The organism is Pseudoalteromonas sp. PPB1 (assembly GCF_015356275.1).
Taxonomy (GTDB): Bacteria; Pseudomonadota; Gammaproteobacteria; order Enterobacterales; family Alteromonadaceae; genus Pseudoalteromonas; species Pseudoalteromonas rubra_D.
Genome location: NZ_JACEQV010000029.1, coordinates 17,739 through 36,084, shown reverse-complemented (window position 1 = coordinate 36,084; position 18,346 = coordinate 17,739). Strand labels below are relative to the sequence as shown.

Below are 18,346 nucleotides of genomic sequence, written 5' to 3'. Positions count from 1 at the left end.
GAGCATTAACTGGATGCTCTGGGCATTGTTATTAGGTATTGTGTGTGGCCTTATTTTTGGTGAACGGGTGGCATTTTTAAAGCCACTCGGCGAAGGGTTTGTCAAACTCATGCAGATCACCATTTTCCCTTACATCGTCGTCAGCCTGGTGGTCGGCCTGGGCAAATTTAACCCGGATCAGGTTAAGTCTATTTTAATTAAGGCGACCACAGTCATGATCAGCCTTTGGCTGGTTGGTCTGGCTGCTATCTGGGCGTTTTCGCTTACCTTACCCAGCCATGATGCGGGCACTTTTTTCTCTCCTGCATTGGTCGCCAGTGCCCCCGACGTTGACTTTGTCAGTCAGTACATTCCAGCTAACCCTTTTGCTTCTATGGCTGAAGGCAATGTGCCAGCACTGGTCATATTCTGTATTGCACTGGGGCTGTCATTAATTTCCAACGGGAAAAAGAACAACCTACTGGATGTGTTAGAAGTTGTTGGGCAAGGGCTGTCCTTAATCTCAAAGAAAATCATCAAACTCTTTCCTATCGGGATCTTTGCGATGACAGCCAGCACTGCCGGCACAATCAGCATGGAAGAGCTAAACAACTTGCAGATTTATCTGGTCCTGGTCACTTGTCTGGGTGTTTATCTGATGTTTGCCTTGCTGCCTATGCTAGTCGCGGCACTAACCCCGGTAAAGTATCGCGACCTCATTATGGTGATGCGCAATGCCTGGATCACCGCATTCAGTACGGGCAATGTATTTATTGTCCTTCCGGTGATCACTGAAGGGGTAAAAGCGCACTTGGCAAAAATAAAGCGCAGTGATGAAGAGTCAGATCACATTGCAGAGGTGCTGGTGCCCATTGCCTATACTTTTCCGAGTCTAGGCAAGCTCACAACCTTGATGTTTGTTACCTTTGCAGCCTGGCTTACCGGCAGCCCGGTTACCCTGGAACAGATCCCCAACGTTACGCTGTCTGCCATGCTGAGCTATTTTGCAAACGTACATATCGCCATCCCTTACCTGCTGGACAGCCTGAAAATTCCGGCAGACAGTTATCAGCTCTATCTATCGATGTCAGTGCTGACGGCTAAAATAGTGTCGCCAACAACTGTGATTTACATCTTTTCGTTTGTGCTACTGAGCATATTTTATACTAAGCGTCAGCTACATTTAAAGCGGATACGCTCCCTGTATTACCTGACTTTGCTCAGCGCCCTGCTACCCGCTTTTATGCTGCTGAGCTTCACAGCCAATAACCATCTGGCCCGTGATACTCAGGCAGCGGATGAGATCATTGCCAATATGGTGGTCTCTGATCGGGTTCCCGCGGAAGTACTTAATCATGTGCCTAAAGCCTATCAAAGCGGCGAACTGTCTTTGACGAACATAGAGGTGATCAAAAAACGGAATTTACTGAGAGTAGGTTACCTGGTCGATAACGTTCCATTCAGTTACTTCAATCAAAAAGGTGAACTAGTCGGATTTGATATCAGTCTGGCACACAAACTGGCGGCAGATCTGAATGTCAAAGTTGAGTTTATTCCCTTTAAAAAAGCCCAGCTTGCAGAATATCTGAACAAAGGATTCTTTGACATTGCTATGTCGGGGCTGGAAATCAACGTGGCGGATCTCAGCCAGATCAGATTTAGTGATCCTGTCCTGGAACTGCAGTTGGCCCTAATTGCCAAAGACCACCGGCTTAAACAGCTGGCAACCCGAGAGCAGGTAATAAATTACAACGGACTGCGTCTTGCACACGTTGAGTACACCCCATTAATGCAGGATTTAGCAAAAAAATATCCGCATATTCAGGTATCTGCACTATCTAACCACCAGGCCTTCTTCGAGTCTGACGGACAGTTCGATGCCATGGTGATCAGCGCAGAGGCGGGATTTGCCTGGAGCATGTTCTACCCCGAATTTGGTGTGGTCGTGCCTAAAGGGGCTCAGCTGAAATACCCGGTGGGCTTTGCTGTTGCGAAACGCAACCTGGATATCCTCAGTTATGTTGACGCCTGGCTGACCATACAGAAAAGCCAGGGACAAATAGATAAAAGCTATAACTACTGGATCCTCGGAAAAGGAACCCAAAACAAACAGCATCGCTGGTCTTTAATGGACGAGCTGGACTACGACTTTGACTTAAAACTCAATTGATCAACTGGTGACAGGCTTTTGCCTGTCACTCTCCTCTCCTGACCCCAGACAGATTCAATTCAGCGCTTGTCTTTACATCAAATAGCTGATCAGCACACACACAAAAACAATCACCTGAAGCAGATGCAGAGTCAGTAACTTTAGTAAAAATGGAAGCTTGATGGTTTTATGCCTTAAAACCGACATGATCTGCAAAGTCGCCATGTGTAATGCGCTGGCAGACACGATTAAAAGCACACGTTCCGAAATGCGCTCTGTGCCTTTTTTAGACAACGCTTTGTCTCTTCCATACACTGCAAATGCGATGGCACTGGAGAGCAACAGATACACAGGGGTAGACCAGGCTGGTAAGGACAGCGCAATCAAACTGGGCGTAATGGCGAATACAATCAGTATTGCAGACAACCCCCAGGACACCTGCAATAAAGAATACACAAAATACTTTTTATACATGCTAGCGACAGCTCACTCAGAACATGGCGAGAAATGTACACGAAACATCTTAAACAAGCATCCCCTCCACGCCTTTAATTATGAAGACTGCTGTTGCTGAGCAAGCCGTTGAGCGTTAATCATCACAAATAACTCTGCCGTTGCCCGCGCGTCGGCCATGGCTCTGTGATGCTGGGTCAGCGAAATCCCCAAGTCAGCACAGACTTTATTTAATGCGTATGATTTCAGCCCCGGCAACCACTTCCTGGCCTGCTGAACAGTGCACAACTTAGGCTTTTGAAAGGATTGTTCAAGACGGGCAAATTCCGCTTTAATAAAGCCCATATCAAAATTCACATTGTGCGCCACAAATATCGCATCCTGCATAAAGTCATCTACCTGCTTAGCAAGGTCAGAAAAATGGGGCGCATTTGCGACCATCTCGTTACTAATACCCGTTAATTCAGTGATGTATTTAGGGATCCGACGTGTTGGATTAACCAGGCTCTGCCATTGATCAACGACCTGACCATCAACGACCTTCACCATCGCAATTTCGGTAATACGGTCAAACTCTTTCTTACCTCCAGTGGTTTCAACGTCGATCACGACATAAGCCTGTTGTGGTGCTATCTGCCAGCAAACTTGCTGAATATCCACCTTAAACCCGGACTCCATGAGCCGCCTTATTGTCACCAGCTGATTGCGCCTGAGACTATCTCCAGGTGCTTTGATCTCAACAAATGAGACATCATCGCCATTAATACAGATCAGATCCGGATAACCATCCCTGAGCATTTTAAAATCTTTACACATTGCGAGCAGGTGTGTTTTGAGTGCAGTGACAGGAATAATCTGGGCCACCATCAACACGAGGTCCAGTGTTGAGCGATGCCAAAAGACCAACCTGTTCGGCTTGCCAAAATGCGCAGTGGCCTGACGCAGCAGCCAATCGAATAAACTCTGGTTATCCAAGATTGTGCCTAGGATCTGCTCAATCTCCTCGCTATGTACCTCATAAAACTGATTATATTTCAAACTTCGCGGCGTTAAATCAAATTCATTACTTGCCGCACTGGCTGTAGATTCATAAAGCACAGGCCAGAAGGCTAAAACAAATAGCATGCGCCAGAATTGGTTTTCACCGTGGTAAGCTCTGCTGCCCTGGCGGTGATACCAGGCAATTGCCCCTTGTTCAGGATACCCGACATAGGCCTCATCGAGTGCGATAGGTGGGCCACTTTGGCGCAGCATATCTGTCAGTACAGAGGTACGCTTGGTGGTAAACTTCAGCGCCGAGAAATCTTCGGCAAATAACAGCAACTCTTCATTTTGAGGACAGGACAGCACCGCTTCCAGCTGAGTCCGGCAAGCATCATGTTCCCCGGCGGCATATAAGGCACGAATATACTTTTCTTGAGACTTTGGATGGTTACTAAGCGCAAGCATGGCCATTGCGAGCTCAGGTTTATCTGGCTCCAGCTGACAAGCCAGCTTGTGTGTCAGATCATCTCGCCTGGCATGAGCCATTAGCCCCTCAGCAGCTGGCACCTGCGCTTGGCAGATCTGCTCAGCCAACAGCGCCTTACCCTCTATGTCTAAATTATTCAGGCCTTTACATTGGCTTAGATAAAAATAAGCGCTTTGCGCCTCTGCCAGTTCAGAGAAATGTGCGTTGCCCGTCGAGATGCCTTCACGTGTTTGCATAACACCCAGATCACGTAATGAAAACTGTTGTAAAGTGCCTCCGAGCTTGCCAAAAAACAGAAACAACCAGTATTCAAAATCCACTTTAATTGGTGCACACATGTGCGCTTCAAACACCGATGTACCAGTCAGATCAAAACTTGAACTCAGTGTCTGGACGAACTCTATCCATAGCGCTTTTTTTGCAGATTTAGTCGGAGCAGCACCCATTATATTTCCTGATGATGCCAGCTCGGCGACAATGCTCTGCAACTGCTCTTTCGTCAGCTCATTCAGCAGTACACTGGTATCGCCCGTTTGCGCTGTACTAATCAACCCCTTGTTCTGCAAGTCTCTCAGCGCTGCATCCGTATCTTTAATTTCTGCGTAGTTCAGCTGAGCTCTGGTGACAAATACCCGCTTACGATTAATAATACGCAGCAGCAAACACAAGCAATTCTCATCAAGCATGCGCAGCTCTGTGAACAGCGCCTGCTGCGATGGTGTTAACAAATGAACACTGGTTTTTGTGATAAACTCCTGCAATTCATAGAAGTGAGTAAGATAATACTTTTCTGGTAACGCTTTTAACATAAACTCTCGATTCTAAATGGCCTCGGCGCAATTCCATTTAGGTACTGAGGAAAGTGGCGCTTCAAAGCTAAGTAATTATTAAAAGAGTTCGTTAAAAACGTCCTCAAATTGTTCTCCATTATTCAATCTTTCTAAGCCACTGTACATAGCCTTTGGGTTCATCGGTTTAACAGCCATTAACGATGCCAGGTAGTACTCAACCTGAGTGTTTGGAAAATCACTGAGATAAAACACCGATTTTATATCGGTGAGTTCATCATGTTTCAGGTCGATGTTTTGTGCTAAAAACGGAGCACGATAATCTACCAGGATCCCTGTCCCTTCAATAAACCAGGCAGGTAACTGAGTGAGCTCAACAAACAGGTTTGTTCTGTGTCTGACTTCTGCATGGACAAGCTCATGGGCGACAACATCTGCATTGAGCCCCTTTGGACCCAGAAAGATACACTCTCTAAAAAAGCCAGTACTTTGCATGCCAGTCGGGTTAAACCCAAATTTTGCATATTTGGTTTCTGCGGTCGCGATAATTCTGGGGTCAGAAGTAGGTGCACCATAAACATGGGACACTCTTTCTAAAGCAGTCTGGATAGCATGAGCCAGGTTCACTTGTTGCTGGCTATCGATGCTTTGATCAATATACAAATTGGGTGATACTTCACTAAAGTGGGTACTACCTATGAGTTCACAAGCAATCGCCTCTTTCTTAAAAAATCCACAGGCGGCAACAAAAAATGAGATCAAAACAACAGCAGCTAACTTAAGTACCTTCATTAATTTTCCAACACATGATTACATCGCACTCACCAGCTTAGTAACTTGCACTGACAGCCCAAGGTGTCTAAACCATCTACTTTTCATGCAGTTGCACACGGGTCTGGTCACCAAGCACAAGCTAATTACGTATATTGCATGGCGCTTTTTATTCTTCTACTACTATGTGCTCATAGTCCAGATGCTTTTTCAGACAAGTCAGTAAAGCCTCTATTGATACAGGTTTACTTAAATAATCATTCATACCCGCTTCGAGGCACTTCTTCTCATCACCCACCATCGCATTGGCGGTGAGCGCCACTATCGTAATGTCCATGTTTGACTTACCCGCCTGCCCTTTGCGAATGGCTTTGGTGGCATGAAACCCATCCATTTCAGGCATCTGACAGTCCATCAGAACCAGCGAATACCCCTCTGAGTATTGATATTCTCTTAGATTACGCAGTGCCTCATTACCATCACTAACAACATCGACAGATTCAATGTCGAGCTTTTGCAACATACTTACCGTCACAATCTGATTAACCTGATTATCCTCTGCTAACAAGATTCGTGGCTTTGGTGCCCATTTTACCGGTGTTGTATCCTGATGCGGATCTTTCATGCTTTTTAGATAATGAGTCGTAACCAAAGGCTTGGCATTAGCGAGCGCCTCACCATCATCAGCAACCACTGATAGCGCATTAAACAGATCTTCGGTTGTTGCTGGCTTGGGAAAATACCCCGAAAAGCCCAAATCTGCAAAAAAGGACGCATCTCCCTGATGGCCTATCGAGGTCATCATAATAAGTTTGATCCCCTGGAAGCGTTTGTCTTCTTTGATGGTTTTACCCAATTGTGCACCATCCATATTAGGCATCTGCATATCCAGTAATGCAATATCAAACATTCGACGCTCACCATCATGATGGCGCTTTTCACACTCGGCTAACGCAGCAATCCCGGAGGAAGATTCAAATACCTGAGCCCCCCAATGCCTGAGCTGTTGACCTAAAACAGTTCGGTTGGTCTGATTATCGTCAACGACCAGTAGCTCAAGTTGAGACATATCCAGGTCTGGAAGCACCTGTTTTGACTGAGCACTTTTCTCCAGCAGCACAGTAAAGGTAAACGTACTCCCTTCACCTTCAATACTTCGAACCGAGACATCACCGCCCATCAGCTGGCAAAGCTTTCTGACAATTGCCAGGCCCAGCCCCGTTCCACCGTACTTTCTCGTCGTAGACGAATCAACCTGAGAAAATGAATCGAACAAGGCAGCACTTTTTGCTTTGGGGATCCCTATGCCAGTATCCGTAATGGCACAGTCCAGGCGCAGCACATTATCATCCTGCTCCGTCAGTTTCCCCTGAATGATGACCTCACCTTGCTCAGTGAATTTTATGGCATTACCAACCAGATTAGCGAGGATCTGGCGGATCCGGCTCGGATCGCCTTTAGCCATACTTTCTTCGATGTCTAGCGTGTCCAGCACCAGTTCAAGTCCTTTACACTGGGCCTGTAACGCAGCGGCTTCGGCAAAGTCTTCAAACATACCCCGCAAATCAAAGTCGAGCATTTCCAGCTCAAGTTTACCCGCATCCACTTTAGAAAAATCGAGTATGTCGTTAATCAAGTTAAGCAGCGAGTTAGCACTGCTCATAGCCAGTTTAACTCTGTGTGTTTGTTGCTCGTCGAGCTCATTACTGAGCAGTAAATTGAGCATACCCAACACCCCATTCATTGGAGTGCGGATCTCATGGCTCATAGAGGCAAGAAACTCGCTTTTTGCCCGACTAGCCTGCTCTGCCTGACTCTTAGCCTCGGCGAGCGCCCTTTCCTGTGCAATTTCCTCAGAAATATCCTGAATAATCCCCACATAAGCCACCAGCTCTTCCTGATCGTTGCTCACCGGAGCAATGTGCAAATTGTTCCAAAATGGCTTACCCAGTTTAGTGTAATTAAGAATAACGGTGCGGTGTGCTTTGCGCTCTTTAATCGCCTCTACCATATTGGCGACCACTTCAGGCGCCGTTTCTTCACCTTGCAAAAACTTGCAGTTAGTTCCCAGTACTTCCTCGCCATAGCCGGTAATGGAGGTAAACGCGCTGTTGATGAAGGTCAGTGGCAGACCCGGTACTTTGGCATCTGAAATAATAATGCCCACATCGCAAGACTCTATGGCATAAGCAAGCAGGTCATTGTGCTCTTTTGCCTGACTTAATGCCTCCTGATACATTTTTTGATCTGTGATGTCAGTCAAAGAACCTGACATACGAATGGCTTTTCCGGAGTCATTTCTCAGTGCCAGCCCTTTCGAGCGAAAATAACGGTAATCGTTCTGTTTGGTCCGCAAACGAAACTCAACATCAAAGCCGCCATTGCCATTCAAATGCTCCTGCAAAGCAGAGAATGTCGTGCTTCTGTCTTTTGGGTGTAAATGCTGCTCAAGTACTTCAAAACGATCGGGAAAACCAGTGTGGTCTGATGCGCTGTAACCCAATAACTCCCTGTAGCGCGGTGAATAAAATACATCGCCACTTTCAATGTCCCAGTCCCAGATCCCATCGTGACTACCTTCAATCGCTAACTTAAAGCGCTCTTCACTTTTCTTGATCATTTGCTCTGACGTCTGAAGTCGCTTAAACGGATTAAGTAGCAATTGACGACCAAAAAAGAGTAAAAGCAAAAATGACAGGGACAAACCAATAAAAATGGCCTGACCCAGCTCAACGATAAAATCAAAGACGCTATCATCTATGGTGGACTGACTGATCATCAGACTGACATGAATGTCCGTGCCCTGTATTTGAGCATTGTGCAGCTCAACGTACTCAGCATCGGGTGCCGCATTGCTGTATCCAACCCATTGCCCGGACAACTCTACTGCCAGAGCCTGATTACTCAGATCCAGCGCAAGAAGATTGGCCAGATCTGTATCAAACTCAGCAACCAGCACCCCCTCCGTAAATCCGTTATATTCAATGGGCACAGCAATCACAAAACTAAATAACTGCTCATTACGGTGCAAAATCACGGCGTGAGACAACCGGCCATCAAGTAACTGCTCCAGCCATTCACGTTCTTCTTTTTCTGCGGTTAACACCTGACTACTACGATACACCGGCTCGCCAAGGACATTGTATAAAGAGATAGGCTCCTTTTTACCCAGGATACGGTACTCAGCCAGAAAGTCAGACAAGGAAGCCCGAGAGATGTCTGACCCCATAACGCCATTGGCAAGGATAGGATATTGCGCCAGATCTTTAAGGAGTACCAGGCGGGTACGTAAAAACTGTCCCAGATTACTAACCCCTAACCGTGCTTCGGTCTGACGGACCTCAGTTTGCACCTGTCTAATGGCGGTATCAGCATGGTTACTGAGCATAACCAGACTTAAAGACACAGACAAAACCAGACTGCATAACAAAAATGCATAGAATGCTTTGTCGGAGCTCATTTTAAATAGCGACTTCACGGCATTGTTATTCATTGGTTGTTTAGCACCTTGATACTACCATCAGCGTTATAGCTGGCCATACAGATATCATCGAGACCCAGAGCTTCATGTGCGTCGGGCTGTGACTTTGTCCAGCGAGAAAAAGGCTGCTTATATACTTTAATCAAACCCTGAACTGGCTTTTTCAAATCCTCCAGTGCATCACGCAACGCCGCTCTGTCTTTTTTGACGTCACCGCTTAAGGCAATTTGGTCAAGCGCACTGAGCATCACCCGACCTAAATCATAGCCATGAATGAACCCGGCGGGTGACTGAATAAACTGGCCATTAATCACTTTATCAGGATATGAAGCCACTAACTGCTGCCAGACCTTAGCGGCAAACTCAGAATGTGGTTTTTGCTGGAAAGAGAAACAGCTTTGTAAGAAATGTAAGTCGGTCCCTGCGCGCAACTCATCAGCGACCTGCGTAAAAAAGTTACCGCCTGTTATACCCCAGTGGCTGATAATGGCTGGGCGCTGTGTTTGTGGTATTTGCGCAACGGCTTTAACCAACTGTTTGCCTTCCAGTGCGTTACCCACAAATATGACACAATCGTGACCTGCAGCGACAATCTCTCGCAACATGATCTTGGTGGCATTCATTTTCATATTCCAGTTAAACCAAGTCACGGGGGCTTCCGGTTGCTCCAATGTGCGGGTTATTGTCTGATAATTTGACTTCCCCCAGGGCGTACGCTCCAGCAACATATGCGATGAGCGACACTGCTTTTGCTTAGCAAACTCTACCAGCCTCACTCCGGCTTTGGTGTCGTCAATCGACAATCTAAACACCCAGTTGTTGTCGTGCGGATAACGGGTTACCGGCCCGCCTGCAGCCCAGGGGACCAACAGCAAAATACCCTGCTGATTAATGAATTCACGATGCTTTATATAGGGAGGTGAATGTAATCCGCCAAGGACCAGTAATGCACTGTCATCCTGCAAAAAGCGCCTCATAGTCAGCAGACTACGATTACTATTACCCCGGTGGTCTTTTTCGAGTAACTGCAGCTTGAACCCCTGAGCCTCAAAATTACGCTCCCTGAGTGCGCTATTAAAGCCCATCTTCATGGCCTCTGCCGACGCGCTATGGCTGCTATAGTCAGAATCATGGTAAATACGTAGCACTGGCCGTTCCGCCGCGTAAACAAACGTACTGGCAGACAAAATGCAAAGTAGAATAGCTAACAGTATCCGTTCCATATAAATTAGCGCGTTAAGTAACTGATTATTTAAAGTTAGACTATTTCAAAAAGATTGCTTAGTGCAACACCTTATCAATCTTTTTAGTCGGGATAATGATAAACCTCTATCGGCTGGCTGCGCCCACTGAGCTCCACCTTAGCAACCCGTTTGAGTTGCGTGAGCTGCGACTGCTGCACACTTTGCTCACTGATAAGCAGTGGATGCTTCAGTTCTTTGGTTTTGCTCTCAATGCGTGCAGCGACATTAACGGTATCGCCAATCACAGTATAATCCATACAACTGCTACTCCCGACATTACCCGCTATCGCAACGCCACTGTGTATACCAATCCCAATCTTAATGGCAGGCAACCCTTCTGTAATAAACTCCTCATTTAGCAGCTCCAGTGCCTGAAGCATTTCCCTGGCGGCCTCAATGGCATTTTTGGCATTGTTCTCTTCTTCCTGGGGTGTACCGAACACGGCCATAATCGCGTCACCAATGAATTTATCTATCATACCTCTGTGGATAAAAATCACGCTGCTCATTCGGGAAAAATAACGATTTAGCAACTGCGTTATCACTTCTGGGTCGTGCTGTTCGCAAAGCCGGGTAAAGCCCCGAATATCCGCCATCAATACAGTAACATTACGCTTCTCTCCGCCGGGTTCAATGTCTATATCACCGCGCTCAACGGCTTTAACCAGCTGCTCAGGCAGATAGCGCAGGAGCCGCTCACGATGGCGTAATTTAGTATAGGTTCCGGTGATGTAACTAGACAGAGACCAGGCAAGAAATCCGGAGCAGATCATGATTACTTGTTCATGGATCTCAATCGCTCTGGCGGTGTGACTGTGCTCTAACACCAGTGTGCCAGTCACGACACAACACAAAGTAGAGTAATAGATAATCAGCTTACCCTGGCGAAACGCACTCATAATATTGAACAAAAGTAGCGCACTCACCAGCATTAGTTCGAATTCAGTCTGGTGCAGGTCCTGCAAAAAGTGCTTAAAAACGTCTAACGACTCAACCTCGAGAGAAACGACGAGAATGATCGCGTAATCAAACAGAATAGACACATATTTTAGCCAGGGTTTATATCCTTCAGAACTGGCCCAGCGCACGACCAGTGCACACCAGCCAATCACCACCGCGATAGTGAGCAAGTCGACCACAACCAGCGTTGTGTCCCAGCCAATACTGTATAAACCAATCACCAGCTCTGTAACAAACAAAGCAATCAGTCCGTAAAAGCGCAGCTTGTTCACATGGAGTTCCATCTCCATTTCGCGTCTTTGATAACAATCGGTCAGCAGTTTGTCAAAACTGCTGTCTATGTCCTTTAACCATTTCATCAATCAGCTCGGCACGTTGACAGGATTACCAACAGTTTAGCCTTAAGCGACGCGATTATTTAGCTTAAGCAGCATGTTTTTGTACATGCTGGCGACCGCCGAAGGACCAAGCTCTGGATTATCTATAATCAAGTGATTGAATTTAGGAGAGGAGTTCAGCTCAATTAGATAAAATTGGTCATCCTGGCCGAGAATAATATCAAACCCAACGAATCCGATATTTGCCAATTCAAACACCGGCTTAACAAACTCAAACAAGGCAGTGATCAAGGCCTCGTCTTGCTCAAGCGTAGCCACTTCATTCTTTTCCCAGTAGCGCACATTAAACGTCTGTGCCATCCCTCTTTTATATGCCAGTAAAGGTTCACCAAAACCGCAAACCAGACGATATTCAGCCTTGTTCTCAACATATGCCTGCGCCAACGCAAGATAATCATAGTGTTTTGACTGGCCGTTAAATATCTCAGTAAAGGCGGCAATAAGCGATGTTTGATCGTGGCACAAATGGACATTTATCCCCAGCGCACCACTGTTACTTTTCACCACCACGGGGTAACCAAACTGGCGCTCGACGGCCACAACAATCTCATCCATGGTTTGATATTGCAGATAGTGCTTGTACTCATCCGGTACATTTGGATCGAGAAATGAAAGAGTGTCAGGCATAGCGACAACTTGATTAAAGGCCTGATATGAGTGCATTTTATCCCTGCATATACCATAGATGGATTCGGAGTTAAACGGGGTTTTATTTAGTTCAAAGTACTCGACGCCGTGGTTAAAGTATACCCGTACCAGGTTTTGTTCCTGGTCGATGCATTCATATCTTAACCCCAGCTGTTTACATGCCTCAATCAGGCAGGCGACCTGTCTCTCCAATTTACTTCTCCGTTTCGGGGCACTATGCCACCTGTTGTCATGGCGGCAAGTATCCCTGCGAATACGTCGTTTGGCAAGTCCAAGACTGAGTTTAAAATCGGCATGAAAAAAGGAGGCAAAGCCTCCTTATAGATAGCATTGTTGCCTTATGCTCAGGTAGGATCCCCACCTGACATCTGGCTCTGAATATAATTAGGTAAGCCGATTAGTTTAATCAGGCCAATATGTTGTTCCAGCCAGTAAATATGATCCATTTCCGTGTCATCAAGCAGTGCTTCGAGCATCTCGCGCGACACATAATCCTGCTCTTCTTCACACACCGCAATCACCTTTTTCAGGTGATCTTTAACGGTAATCTCTGCGGCCAGATCGTTTTCCAGCATTTCCTGTACATTTTCACCGACTTTGATCGGTGCTCTTGAAGCAGTATCAGGCGTGCCTTCAAGGAATAAAATGCGTTCAGTAATACGTTTTGCATGATCCAACTCTTCTTCGTACTCATGCGCCAGCTTGTGGTGCAACCTGGACAGACCCCAGTCTTCGTACATTTTAGAATGAGCCAAATACTGGTCCATTGACGACAACTCCAGGGTCAGCTGCTTATTGAGTAAATCAATTACTTTTTGAGAACCTTGCATGTCTTACTCCTCAATTTGCGATTGCAGATAGTTTTCTATGCCGCAGTTTTTGATGAGGAACTGCTGGGTTTCCAGCCAATCGACATAGTCTTCCTCATATTCCAGGATATCTTCGAGCAGCTCGCGACTGACATAGTCCTGCTCTTTTTCACACAACTCAATGGCACTACGTAACACCGGAAGTTGCTCCATTTCAAACGCCATATCACAACTGAGCATTTCTTCGGTATGCTCACCAATACGGAGTTTTTCCAGGTGTTGAAGGTTTGGCAGGCCCTCCAGGAACAATATCCGCTCGATTAAATCATCGGCCTGCTTCATGTCTTTGATGGATTTTTTATAGGCTTTCTCATTGAGCTCTTCAATGCCCCAGTTTTTCCACATGCGTGCGTGCAAAAAGTACTGGTTAATAGATGTCAGCTCGAGTGTTAAAACTTGATTTAGTGCTGCTATTACTTGCTTGCTACCCTGCATAGGGCCCCCTCAATAAGGAATAGTTAGACGCCTTATAAAACTAGAACAAAATCACAACTTAGCAAGACCGATTAAAACTAATAAATTACTTAATATATTCTTTTAAAATAAACAACTTATAAACTTAGTAAGAACAATTTTTATTGCGAATAACAGTCCTGATTTCGTTACTTCATTTTTAAAAACACCCGTAGATGATTAATTCAGCTTTTTGACTGTTTCTATTCCCAGACGTTTTGCCAGACGCACCAGGTTTGTCCGATCAACCGACAGCTCACGCGCCGTTGCAGCCCAGTTGAGTGCATTAGCCTGTAAACGAGCCTTGATCAGGCTCTTCTGAAACGCTTCTGTGGCTGCCTTGAGCGTTTGTGCTGAGGAGAGTTGCACAGATGCAACACCCTTATCCTGATCAACTGCTAACGCATTCGTGCCATTGTCACGCCACTGAACACTATGCATGACATCAACCTCGACAATATCCTCCTCGCAGGTAAGATGCTTTGCCTTCAGCGCAGCACGGCTGAGGACATGTTCCAGCTCACGTACATTGCCAGGCCAGTCATGTTCTCTTAGTTGCTTAAGAAAGCGCGCAGAGAGCACCAACTGGCGGACACCCAGTTTTTTGCGCAGTTGCTCAATAAAAAACCCCGCCAGGGGCTCGATGTCCTGCGCTCTGCTTCTAAGAGGCGGAACCTGCAACGGATAGACGCTAAGGCGATGATATAAATCGGCCCGAAAGCGGCCTTCCTCGACTTCCTGACGCAAGTCCCGGTTGGTTGCAGCAACGATCCGCACATCAACATACTGGGGCTTGTCCGTGCCAACGGGTTGAATCTCGCCGCTTTGCAGTGCCCGCAGCAATTTACTTTGCATACTCAGAGGCAGCTCTCCTATTTCATCGAGAAATAAAGTGCCGCCATGAGCAACCAGAAACTTACCTTCGCGATGTCTGTCAGCACCGGTAAACGCCCCTTTGCGGTGACCAAAAAATTCGCTCTCGGCCAGATTTTCACTTAAAGAGGCGCAGTTAACCTGGACAAAAGGACCCTGACAGCGCGATGAGTGCTCATGAATACGCCGTGCCACCAGCTCTTTGCCTGTGCCAGTTTCTCCCTGGATCAACACACTCAATTCAGAATTAGCGACCAAATCAATATCCTGCTTGAGCCTTTGCATCACCTCACTCTCACCTACCATAGTAAAGCGCTGATGGCTTATCTCTCTGAGCATCGCCATACCATGTCGGGCCCGCTCAGAGAGGGTTGCCAGGTTCAGCGCCGTTGCAAAATGCGCCGCAACCAGCGACTGCAACATCGCTAACATAGGCAATGCCACCTCTTTAAAAGCACTGGGGGTAAGACTATCAAAGGTGATCATACCAAGTAGCTGTTCATCCTGATAAAGCGAAAAGCCCATACAAGCATGTACTGGCAAAACCCCGGTGGTGGCCAGTAAAAGTCCGTCATAAGGATCTGGTAAGTCACAACCTGCAGCAAAAACCTTGGGCTGTGTCGCGCTGGCTATGGCCGCCAATCTGGGGTGGTCATTGATCACAAAACGCCTCCCCATCGCCTCAGGCGCAAGCCCCGAGCATGCAAGCGGAAAAGCAATCCCCTGCTCGCAGCGTAATACTGCGATGGCATCGGCTGTGACCACACTCTGTACCGCGCGTACCAAAGCGTGGCTAAACACGCTGACATCTCCCTCATTCAGGCGGGGAAGTTGCTGTGCCAACTCGGTACTGATTCCGAGCAAATGCGATAACGTTCTCTGATCCAAGTCAAAATGACCTATTAAAGTTTTATAGACCCACACAGTGTAGGTCATTATGACCCATTAAGGCAAATAACAAATCAACAACCTATTGTTTTAATTGAAAATTAAATCTGGCACGCTTCATGCCCTTTATATAACCAGTTTGACTCACTCTGCTATGTAAAGGTATCTATGAAACATTATCGCCAAACACTTCCCTATGCCAACCAGTGCCTGATGCTCAGCCTGACTGGTTTTTTACTTGCAGTACTTGCCAGCTATGCCTTCGACCACTACTTGTCTTTGTCGGCACAAATTACGGCTCACGTCAGTACAATTGTCTTCGCAACCCTGCTTAAAATCAGCTATGTGATACGCTGTTTGTGCCAGTACAACCTTGGACTGGAGGTGCGCTAATGACCCTGCTTAACCTCGAAGAACCAATGTCAGACACGGCAAAATGGTACCAGCTTCAGCATACTCCGTTGCTTATGCTGGCATTTAGACCGCTGTTTTTACTTGGCAGCCTGTGGGCTTGTATCGCTATGCTGCTTTGGTTTGCCATACTAACTGGCAATCTTAGCTGGTCTAATTCCTTCCCTGCTACGCTTTGGCACGCGCACGAAATGCTGTTTGGTTTTGCCAGCGCCATTGCAATCGGCTTTTTATTTACAGCAGCGAAGAACTGGACAGGCGTCAGTACACTGAACGGCTGGCCTTTGCTGGGGCTTTGCATAATATGGATCAGCGCCAGAATTGTCGCATTCAGCGCTGATCAGCCACTACTGTGGCTGATCATCTTACAAGGTGCATTCTGGCTGATTGCCATCTGCCATTTTAGTTGGGTAGTGCTTCAGGTACATAACAGCAAAAATTACCTGTTTGTGCCTGTACTGGCATTGCTGGCAACACTGAACCTGATGTTTATTGTGATGCTCAGTCAGCACGCTTTTGAACTGGCGGGCCTGCTTAGTCAAATGGCTGTGTTAGGTTTTACATTGCTGATCAGCATACTGGGTAGTCGCGTCGTGCCATTTTTTATCTCTCGCGGTTTGGGATTACCGCAACAGCAGCGCACACCAAAGCTCGATAAGCTACTCATGCTCGTGTCACTGACTGGTCTTGGCGGTTTTTTTGCTCACCATTTTCTACAGCTCACTGTTGTACCTGGTTATCTGCTTATCCTGGCTGGACTGTTACACCTCATTCGCGCTGTCATGTGGTTTCAGTACCGCATATTCACGGTGCCCCTACTCTGGTCCCTATATCTGGCTTATCTGATGATGGCTGCAGGCCTGGTTGGGTTCGGCGCAGCCTACTTTAGCAGTGTCTGGCAAGCCAAAGATGCCCTTCATCTGATCACTGTGGGCGGTATGGGCATGATGATCCTGGCAATGATGTCTCGGGTAGCACTGGGCCATACGGCCCGCCCTTTAACACCGCATCCTCTGATCTCAGTGGCGTTCCTTCTTATTGCACTCAGTGCACTGATCCGAAGCCTGCTTGGCGAACACATAGGCCCACATATGGCCTGGCAACTGAGTGCTCTGATTTGGTCTGCCGGTTTTGCGCTGTTTGTCTTTATCTATGGCCCCATGCTGATGCGCAAGCGCGCAGATGGACGTCGTGGTTAATTTCCTCATTTTTATGTATCTATACCACTTCACTGCAAAGTGATTTCATTAGGAGTTTTTATGCTTTCTCAACGAACAATTACCCTGGTTAAACAGTCAATTCCCTTACTGGCTAACGCTGGTGTTGAGGTTACAGAACACTTTTATCAGCGTATGTTCGCTCACAACCCTGAGTTGCTCGATATTTTTAACCTCAGCAACCAACGTTCAGGCAAACAACAGTTTGCGCTTTTCAATGCCCTGGCCGCCTATGCAACCTACCTGGATCAACCTGAGGTCCTGACTGAAGCTATTGCCCGGATCAACCACAAACATGCCAGTCTCAGCATACAACCACATCACTATCCCATTGTTGGAGAGCATTTGCTCGCCACTTTACGTGAAATGTTTCCGCACCAATTTACAAAAGAGATAGAACAAGCATGGGCTGAAGCCTATTCATTCCTGGCCGATTTGTTCATTACTCAGGAAGAAGGCATTTATCGACAAGCTGAACAGCTCAATGGTGGCTGGCGAGGCACACGTCGTTTCTACATCAGCAAAATTGTCAGCGAATCTGAACTGGTGAAGAGTTTTTATCTAAAACCCCTTAATGCGCAACCCGTAATGCCCTACCAGGCAGGACAATTCCTTGCCATTCAATGTCGTATCCCAGGAGAAAGCCATCAGCAGATCCGTCAGTACTCTTTATCTCATACCTCCAATTCGCAGTTTTACCGCATTTCCGTCAAACGGGATAATCTGGTTTCAGGCTATTTACATCGTTTGCGTGAAGGTGATGAACTGGACGTTATGCCGCCTGCGGGGGAATTCGTACTCAGGCAAACACGTGCACCTAAGGTATTAATCAGCGCTGGGGTTGGTATTACGCCCATGATGTCAATGTTACATACACTGGCAGACCAGGCATTTAATCAACCCTTGTACTTCCTTCATGCGTGCCGCAACCCGGCACAACAGAGTTTTCACGCTGAACTGACCAGCGCGGCTCAATCACTGCCGATGCTCACCGTCCATACCTGGTTGGAAGAAAATCAGAACGACCTTGTCTGTACAAACAATCATGCAGGGCGTATGCGCCTTGCGCCGCTGAGTAGCTCACTGCCCCTTGAACATGGAGAGTTTTACCTGTGTGGCCCAACGCCTTTCATGGCTGACATCAAACAACAGCTGATTACGCTGGGCGTTGATAACTCACGGATTTTGTACGAAGTATTTGGCCCACATGAGAGCCTGTGATTGATCCAGGTATTGCCATAAAAGTCTGATATGATGAGGGGTACTTTAGGCTGCTTTGATAGGGCAGCCCTG

General features: G+C 46.9%; 14 protein-coding genes. 4 read left to right on the top strand and 10 right to left on the bottom strand.

Annotated features, from left to right (window positions below; translation table 11 throughout):
• The first annotated feature begins 13 nt into the window (after window positions 1-13).
• Complete coding sequence (locus IY568_RS21280; RefSeq protein ID WP_194868611.1) at window positions 14-2,149, top strand: cation:dicarboxylate symporter family transporter; 2,136 nt, start codon at window positions 14-16, stop codon at window positions 2,147-2,149.
• Window positions 2,150-2,221: 72 nt separating this feature from the next.
• Here the strand turns inward: IY568_RS21280 and IY568_RS21275 are convergent, their stop codons facing one another.
• The 10 genes from IY568_RS21275 to norR all read right to left on the bottom strand — a co-directional run bounded on the left by IY568_RS21275 (window position 2,222) and on the right by norR (window position 15,473).
• Complete coding sequence (locus IY568_RS21275; protein ID WP_194868597.1) at window positions 2,222-2,602, bottom strand: DUF1294 domain-containing protein; 381 nt, start codon at window positions 2,600-2,602, stop codon at window positions 2,222-2,224.
• Between the two features lie 78 nt (window positions 2,603-2,680).
• On the bottom strand, window positions 2,681-4,861 hold the full coding sequence (locus tag IY568_RS21270) for an exonuclease domain-containing protein (protein WP_194868596.1): 2,181 nt from the start codon (window positions 4,859-4,861) through the stop codon (window positions 2,681-2,683).
• 78 nt (window positions 4,862-4,939) lie between these two features.
• Window positions 4,940-5,632 carry a hypothetical protein gene (locus IY568_RS21265; protein WP_194868595.1) on the bottom strand — a complete coding sequence of 231 codons (693 nt, stop codon included), beginning with the start codon at window positions 5,630-5,632 and terminating at the stop codon, window positions 4,940-4,942.
• A 148-nt stretch (window positions 5,633-5,780) separates the two neighbouring features.
• On the bottom strand, window positions 5,781-9,104 hold the full coding sequence (locus IY568_RS21260) for a PAS domain-containing hybrid sensor histidine kinase/response regulator (protein WP_194868594.1): 3,324 nt from the start codon (window positions 9,102-9,104) through the stop codon (window positions 5,781-5,783).
• Window positions 9,101-10,315 (bottom strand): ABC transporter substrate-binding protein, encoded by a 1,215-nt coding sequence (locus IY568_RS21255; RefSeq protein WP_228553495.1) that lies wholly within the window; start codon window positions 10,313-10,315, stop codon window positions 9,101-9,103. Before IY568_RS21255 ends, IY568_RS21260 begins: the two co-directional genes overlap by 4 nt.
• 83 nt (window positions 10,316-10,398) lie before the next feature.
• Window positions 10,399-11,655 (bottom strand): adenylate/guanylate cyclase domain-containing protein, encoded by a 1,257-nt coding sequence (locus IY568_RS21250; protein WP_194868593.1) that lies wholly within the window; start codon window positions 11,653-11,655, stop codon window positions 10,399-10,401.
• Between the two features lie 42 nt (window positions 11,656-11,697).
• The gene (locus IY568_RS21245; RefSeq protein ID WP_194868592.1) at window positions 11,698-12,534 is read right to left on the bottom strand and encodes an ATP-grasp domain-containing protein; all 837 of its coding nucleotides are present in this window, start codon (window positions 12,532-12,534) and stop codon (window positions 11,698-11,700) included.
• A gap of 152 nt (window positions 12,535-12,686) precedes the next feature.
• Window positions 12,687-13,172 carry a bacterioferritin gene (bfr, locus tag IY568_RS21240; RefSeq protein ID WP_010380639.1) on the bottom strand — a complete coding sequence of 162 codons (486 nt, stop codon included), beginning with the start codon at window positions 13,170-13,172 and terminating at the stop codon, window positions 12,687-12,689.
• Between the two features lie 3 nt (window positions 13,173-13,175).
• Window positions 13,176-13,646 carry a bacterioferritin gene (gene bfr, locus IY568_RS21235; protein WP_010380638.1) on the bottom strand — a complete coding sequence of 157 codons (471 nt, stop codon included), beginning with the start codon at window positions 13,644-13,646 and terminating at the stop codon, window positions 13,176-13,178.
• 198 nt (window positions 13,647-13,844) lie between these two features.
• Entirely contained in the window at window positions 13,845-15,473 is a 1,629-nt protein-coding gene (norR, locus tag IY568_RS21230) for a nitric oxide reductase transcriptional regulator NorR (RefSeq protein WP_416365175.1), read from the bottom strand.
• A gap of 120 nt (window positions 15,474-15,593) precedes the next feature.
• Between norR and IY568_RS21225 the strand changes: the two genes are divergently transcribed.
• From IY568_RS21225 to hmpA, 3 genes are read left to right on the top strand one after another with little or no spacing between them, the layout of a single operon-like run.
• Window positions 15,594-15,818 carry a hypothetical protein gene (locus tag IY568_RS21225; protein ID WP_125557445.1) on the top strand — a complete coding sequence of 75 codons (225 nt, stop codon included), beginning with the start codon at window positions 15,594-15,596 and terminating at the stop codon, window positions 15,816-15,818.
• Complete coding sequence (locus IY568_RS21220; RefSeq protein ID WP_194868591.1) at window positions 15,818-17,035, top strand: NnrS family protein; 1,218 nt, start codon at window positions 15,818-15,820, stop codon at window positions 17,033-17,035. The genes IY568_RS21225 and IY568_RS21220 overlap by 1 nt, the downstream gene beginning before the upstream one ends.
• Before the next feature lie 60 nt (window positions 17,036-17,095).
• Entirely contained in the window at window positions 17,096-18,274 is a 1,179-nt protein-coding gene (hmpA, locus tag IY568_RS21215; protein ID WP_194868590.1) for an NO-inducible flavohemoprotein, read from the top strand.
• Window positions 18,275-18,346 lie beyond the last annotated feature (72 nt).

What these genes read in the sequence shown, in the direction of transcription:
- IY568_RS21280 (WP_194868611.1), top strand. Translation starts at nt 14, where the DNA reads ATGCTCTGGGCATTGTTATTAGGTATTGTGTGTGGCCTTATTTTTGGT.
- bfr (WP_010380639.1), bottom strand. Translation starts at nt 13,172, where the DNA reads ATGCAAGGTTCTCAAAAAGTAATTGATTTACTCAATAAGCAGCTGACC.
- IY568_RS21270 (WP_194868596.1), bottom strand. Translation starts at nt 4,861, where the DNA reads ATGTTAAAAGCGTTACCAGAAAAGTATTATCTTACTCACTTCTATGAA.
- IY568_RS21220 (WP_194868591.1), top strand. Translation starts at nt 15,818, where the DNA reads ATGACCCTGCTTAACCTCGAAGAACCAATGTCAGACACGGCAAAATGG.
- IY568_RS21265 (WP_194868595.1), bottom strand. Translation starts at nt 5,632, where the DNA reads ATGAAGGTACTTAAGTTAGCTGCTGTTGTTTTGATCTCATTTTTTGTT.
- IY568_RS21260 (WP_194868594.1), bottom strand. Translation starts at nt 9,104, where the DNA reads ATGAATAACAATGCCGTGAAGTCGCTATTTAAAATGAGCTCCGACAAA.
- hmpA (WP_194868590.1), top strand. Translation starts at nt 17,096, where the DNA reads ATGCTTTCTCAACGAACAATTACCCTGGTTAAACAGTCAATTCCCTTA.
- IY568_RS21275 (WP_194868597.1), bottom strand. Translation starts at nt 2,602, where the DNA reads ATGTATAAAAAGTATTTTGTGTATTCTTTATTGCAGGTGTCCTGGGGG.
- IY568_RS21250 (WP_194868593.1), bottom strand. Translation starts at nt 11,655, where the DNA reads ATGAAATGGTTAAAGGACATAGACAGCAGTTTTGACAAACTGCTGACC.
- IY568_RS21225 (WP_125557445.1), top strand. Translation starts at nt 15,594, where the DNA reads ATGAAACATTATCGCCAAACACTTCCCTATGCCAACCAGTGCCTGATG.
- IY568_RS21255 (WP_228553495.1), bottom strand. Translation starts at nt 10,315, where the DNA reads ATGGAACGGATACTGTTAGCTATTCTACTTTGCATTTTGTCTGCCAGT.
- bfr (WP_010380638.1), bottom strand. Translation starts at nt 13,646, where the DNA reads ATGCAGGGTAGCAAGCAAGTAATAGCAGCACTAAATCAAGTTTTAACA.
- norR (WP_416365175.1), bottom strand. Translation starts at nt 15,473, where the DNA reads ATGACCTACACTGTGTGGGTCTATAAAACTTTAATAGGTCATTTTGAC.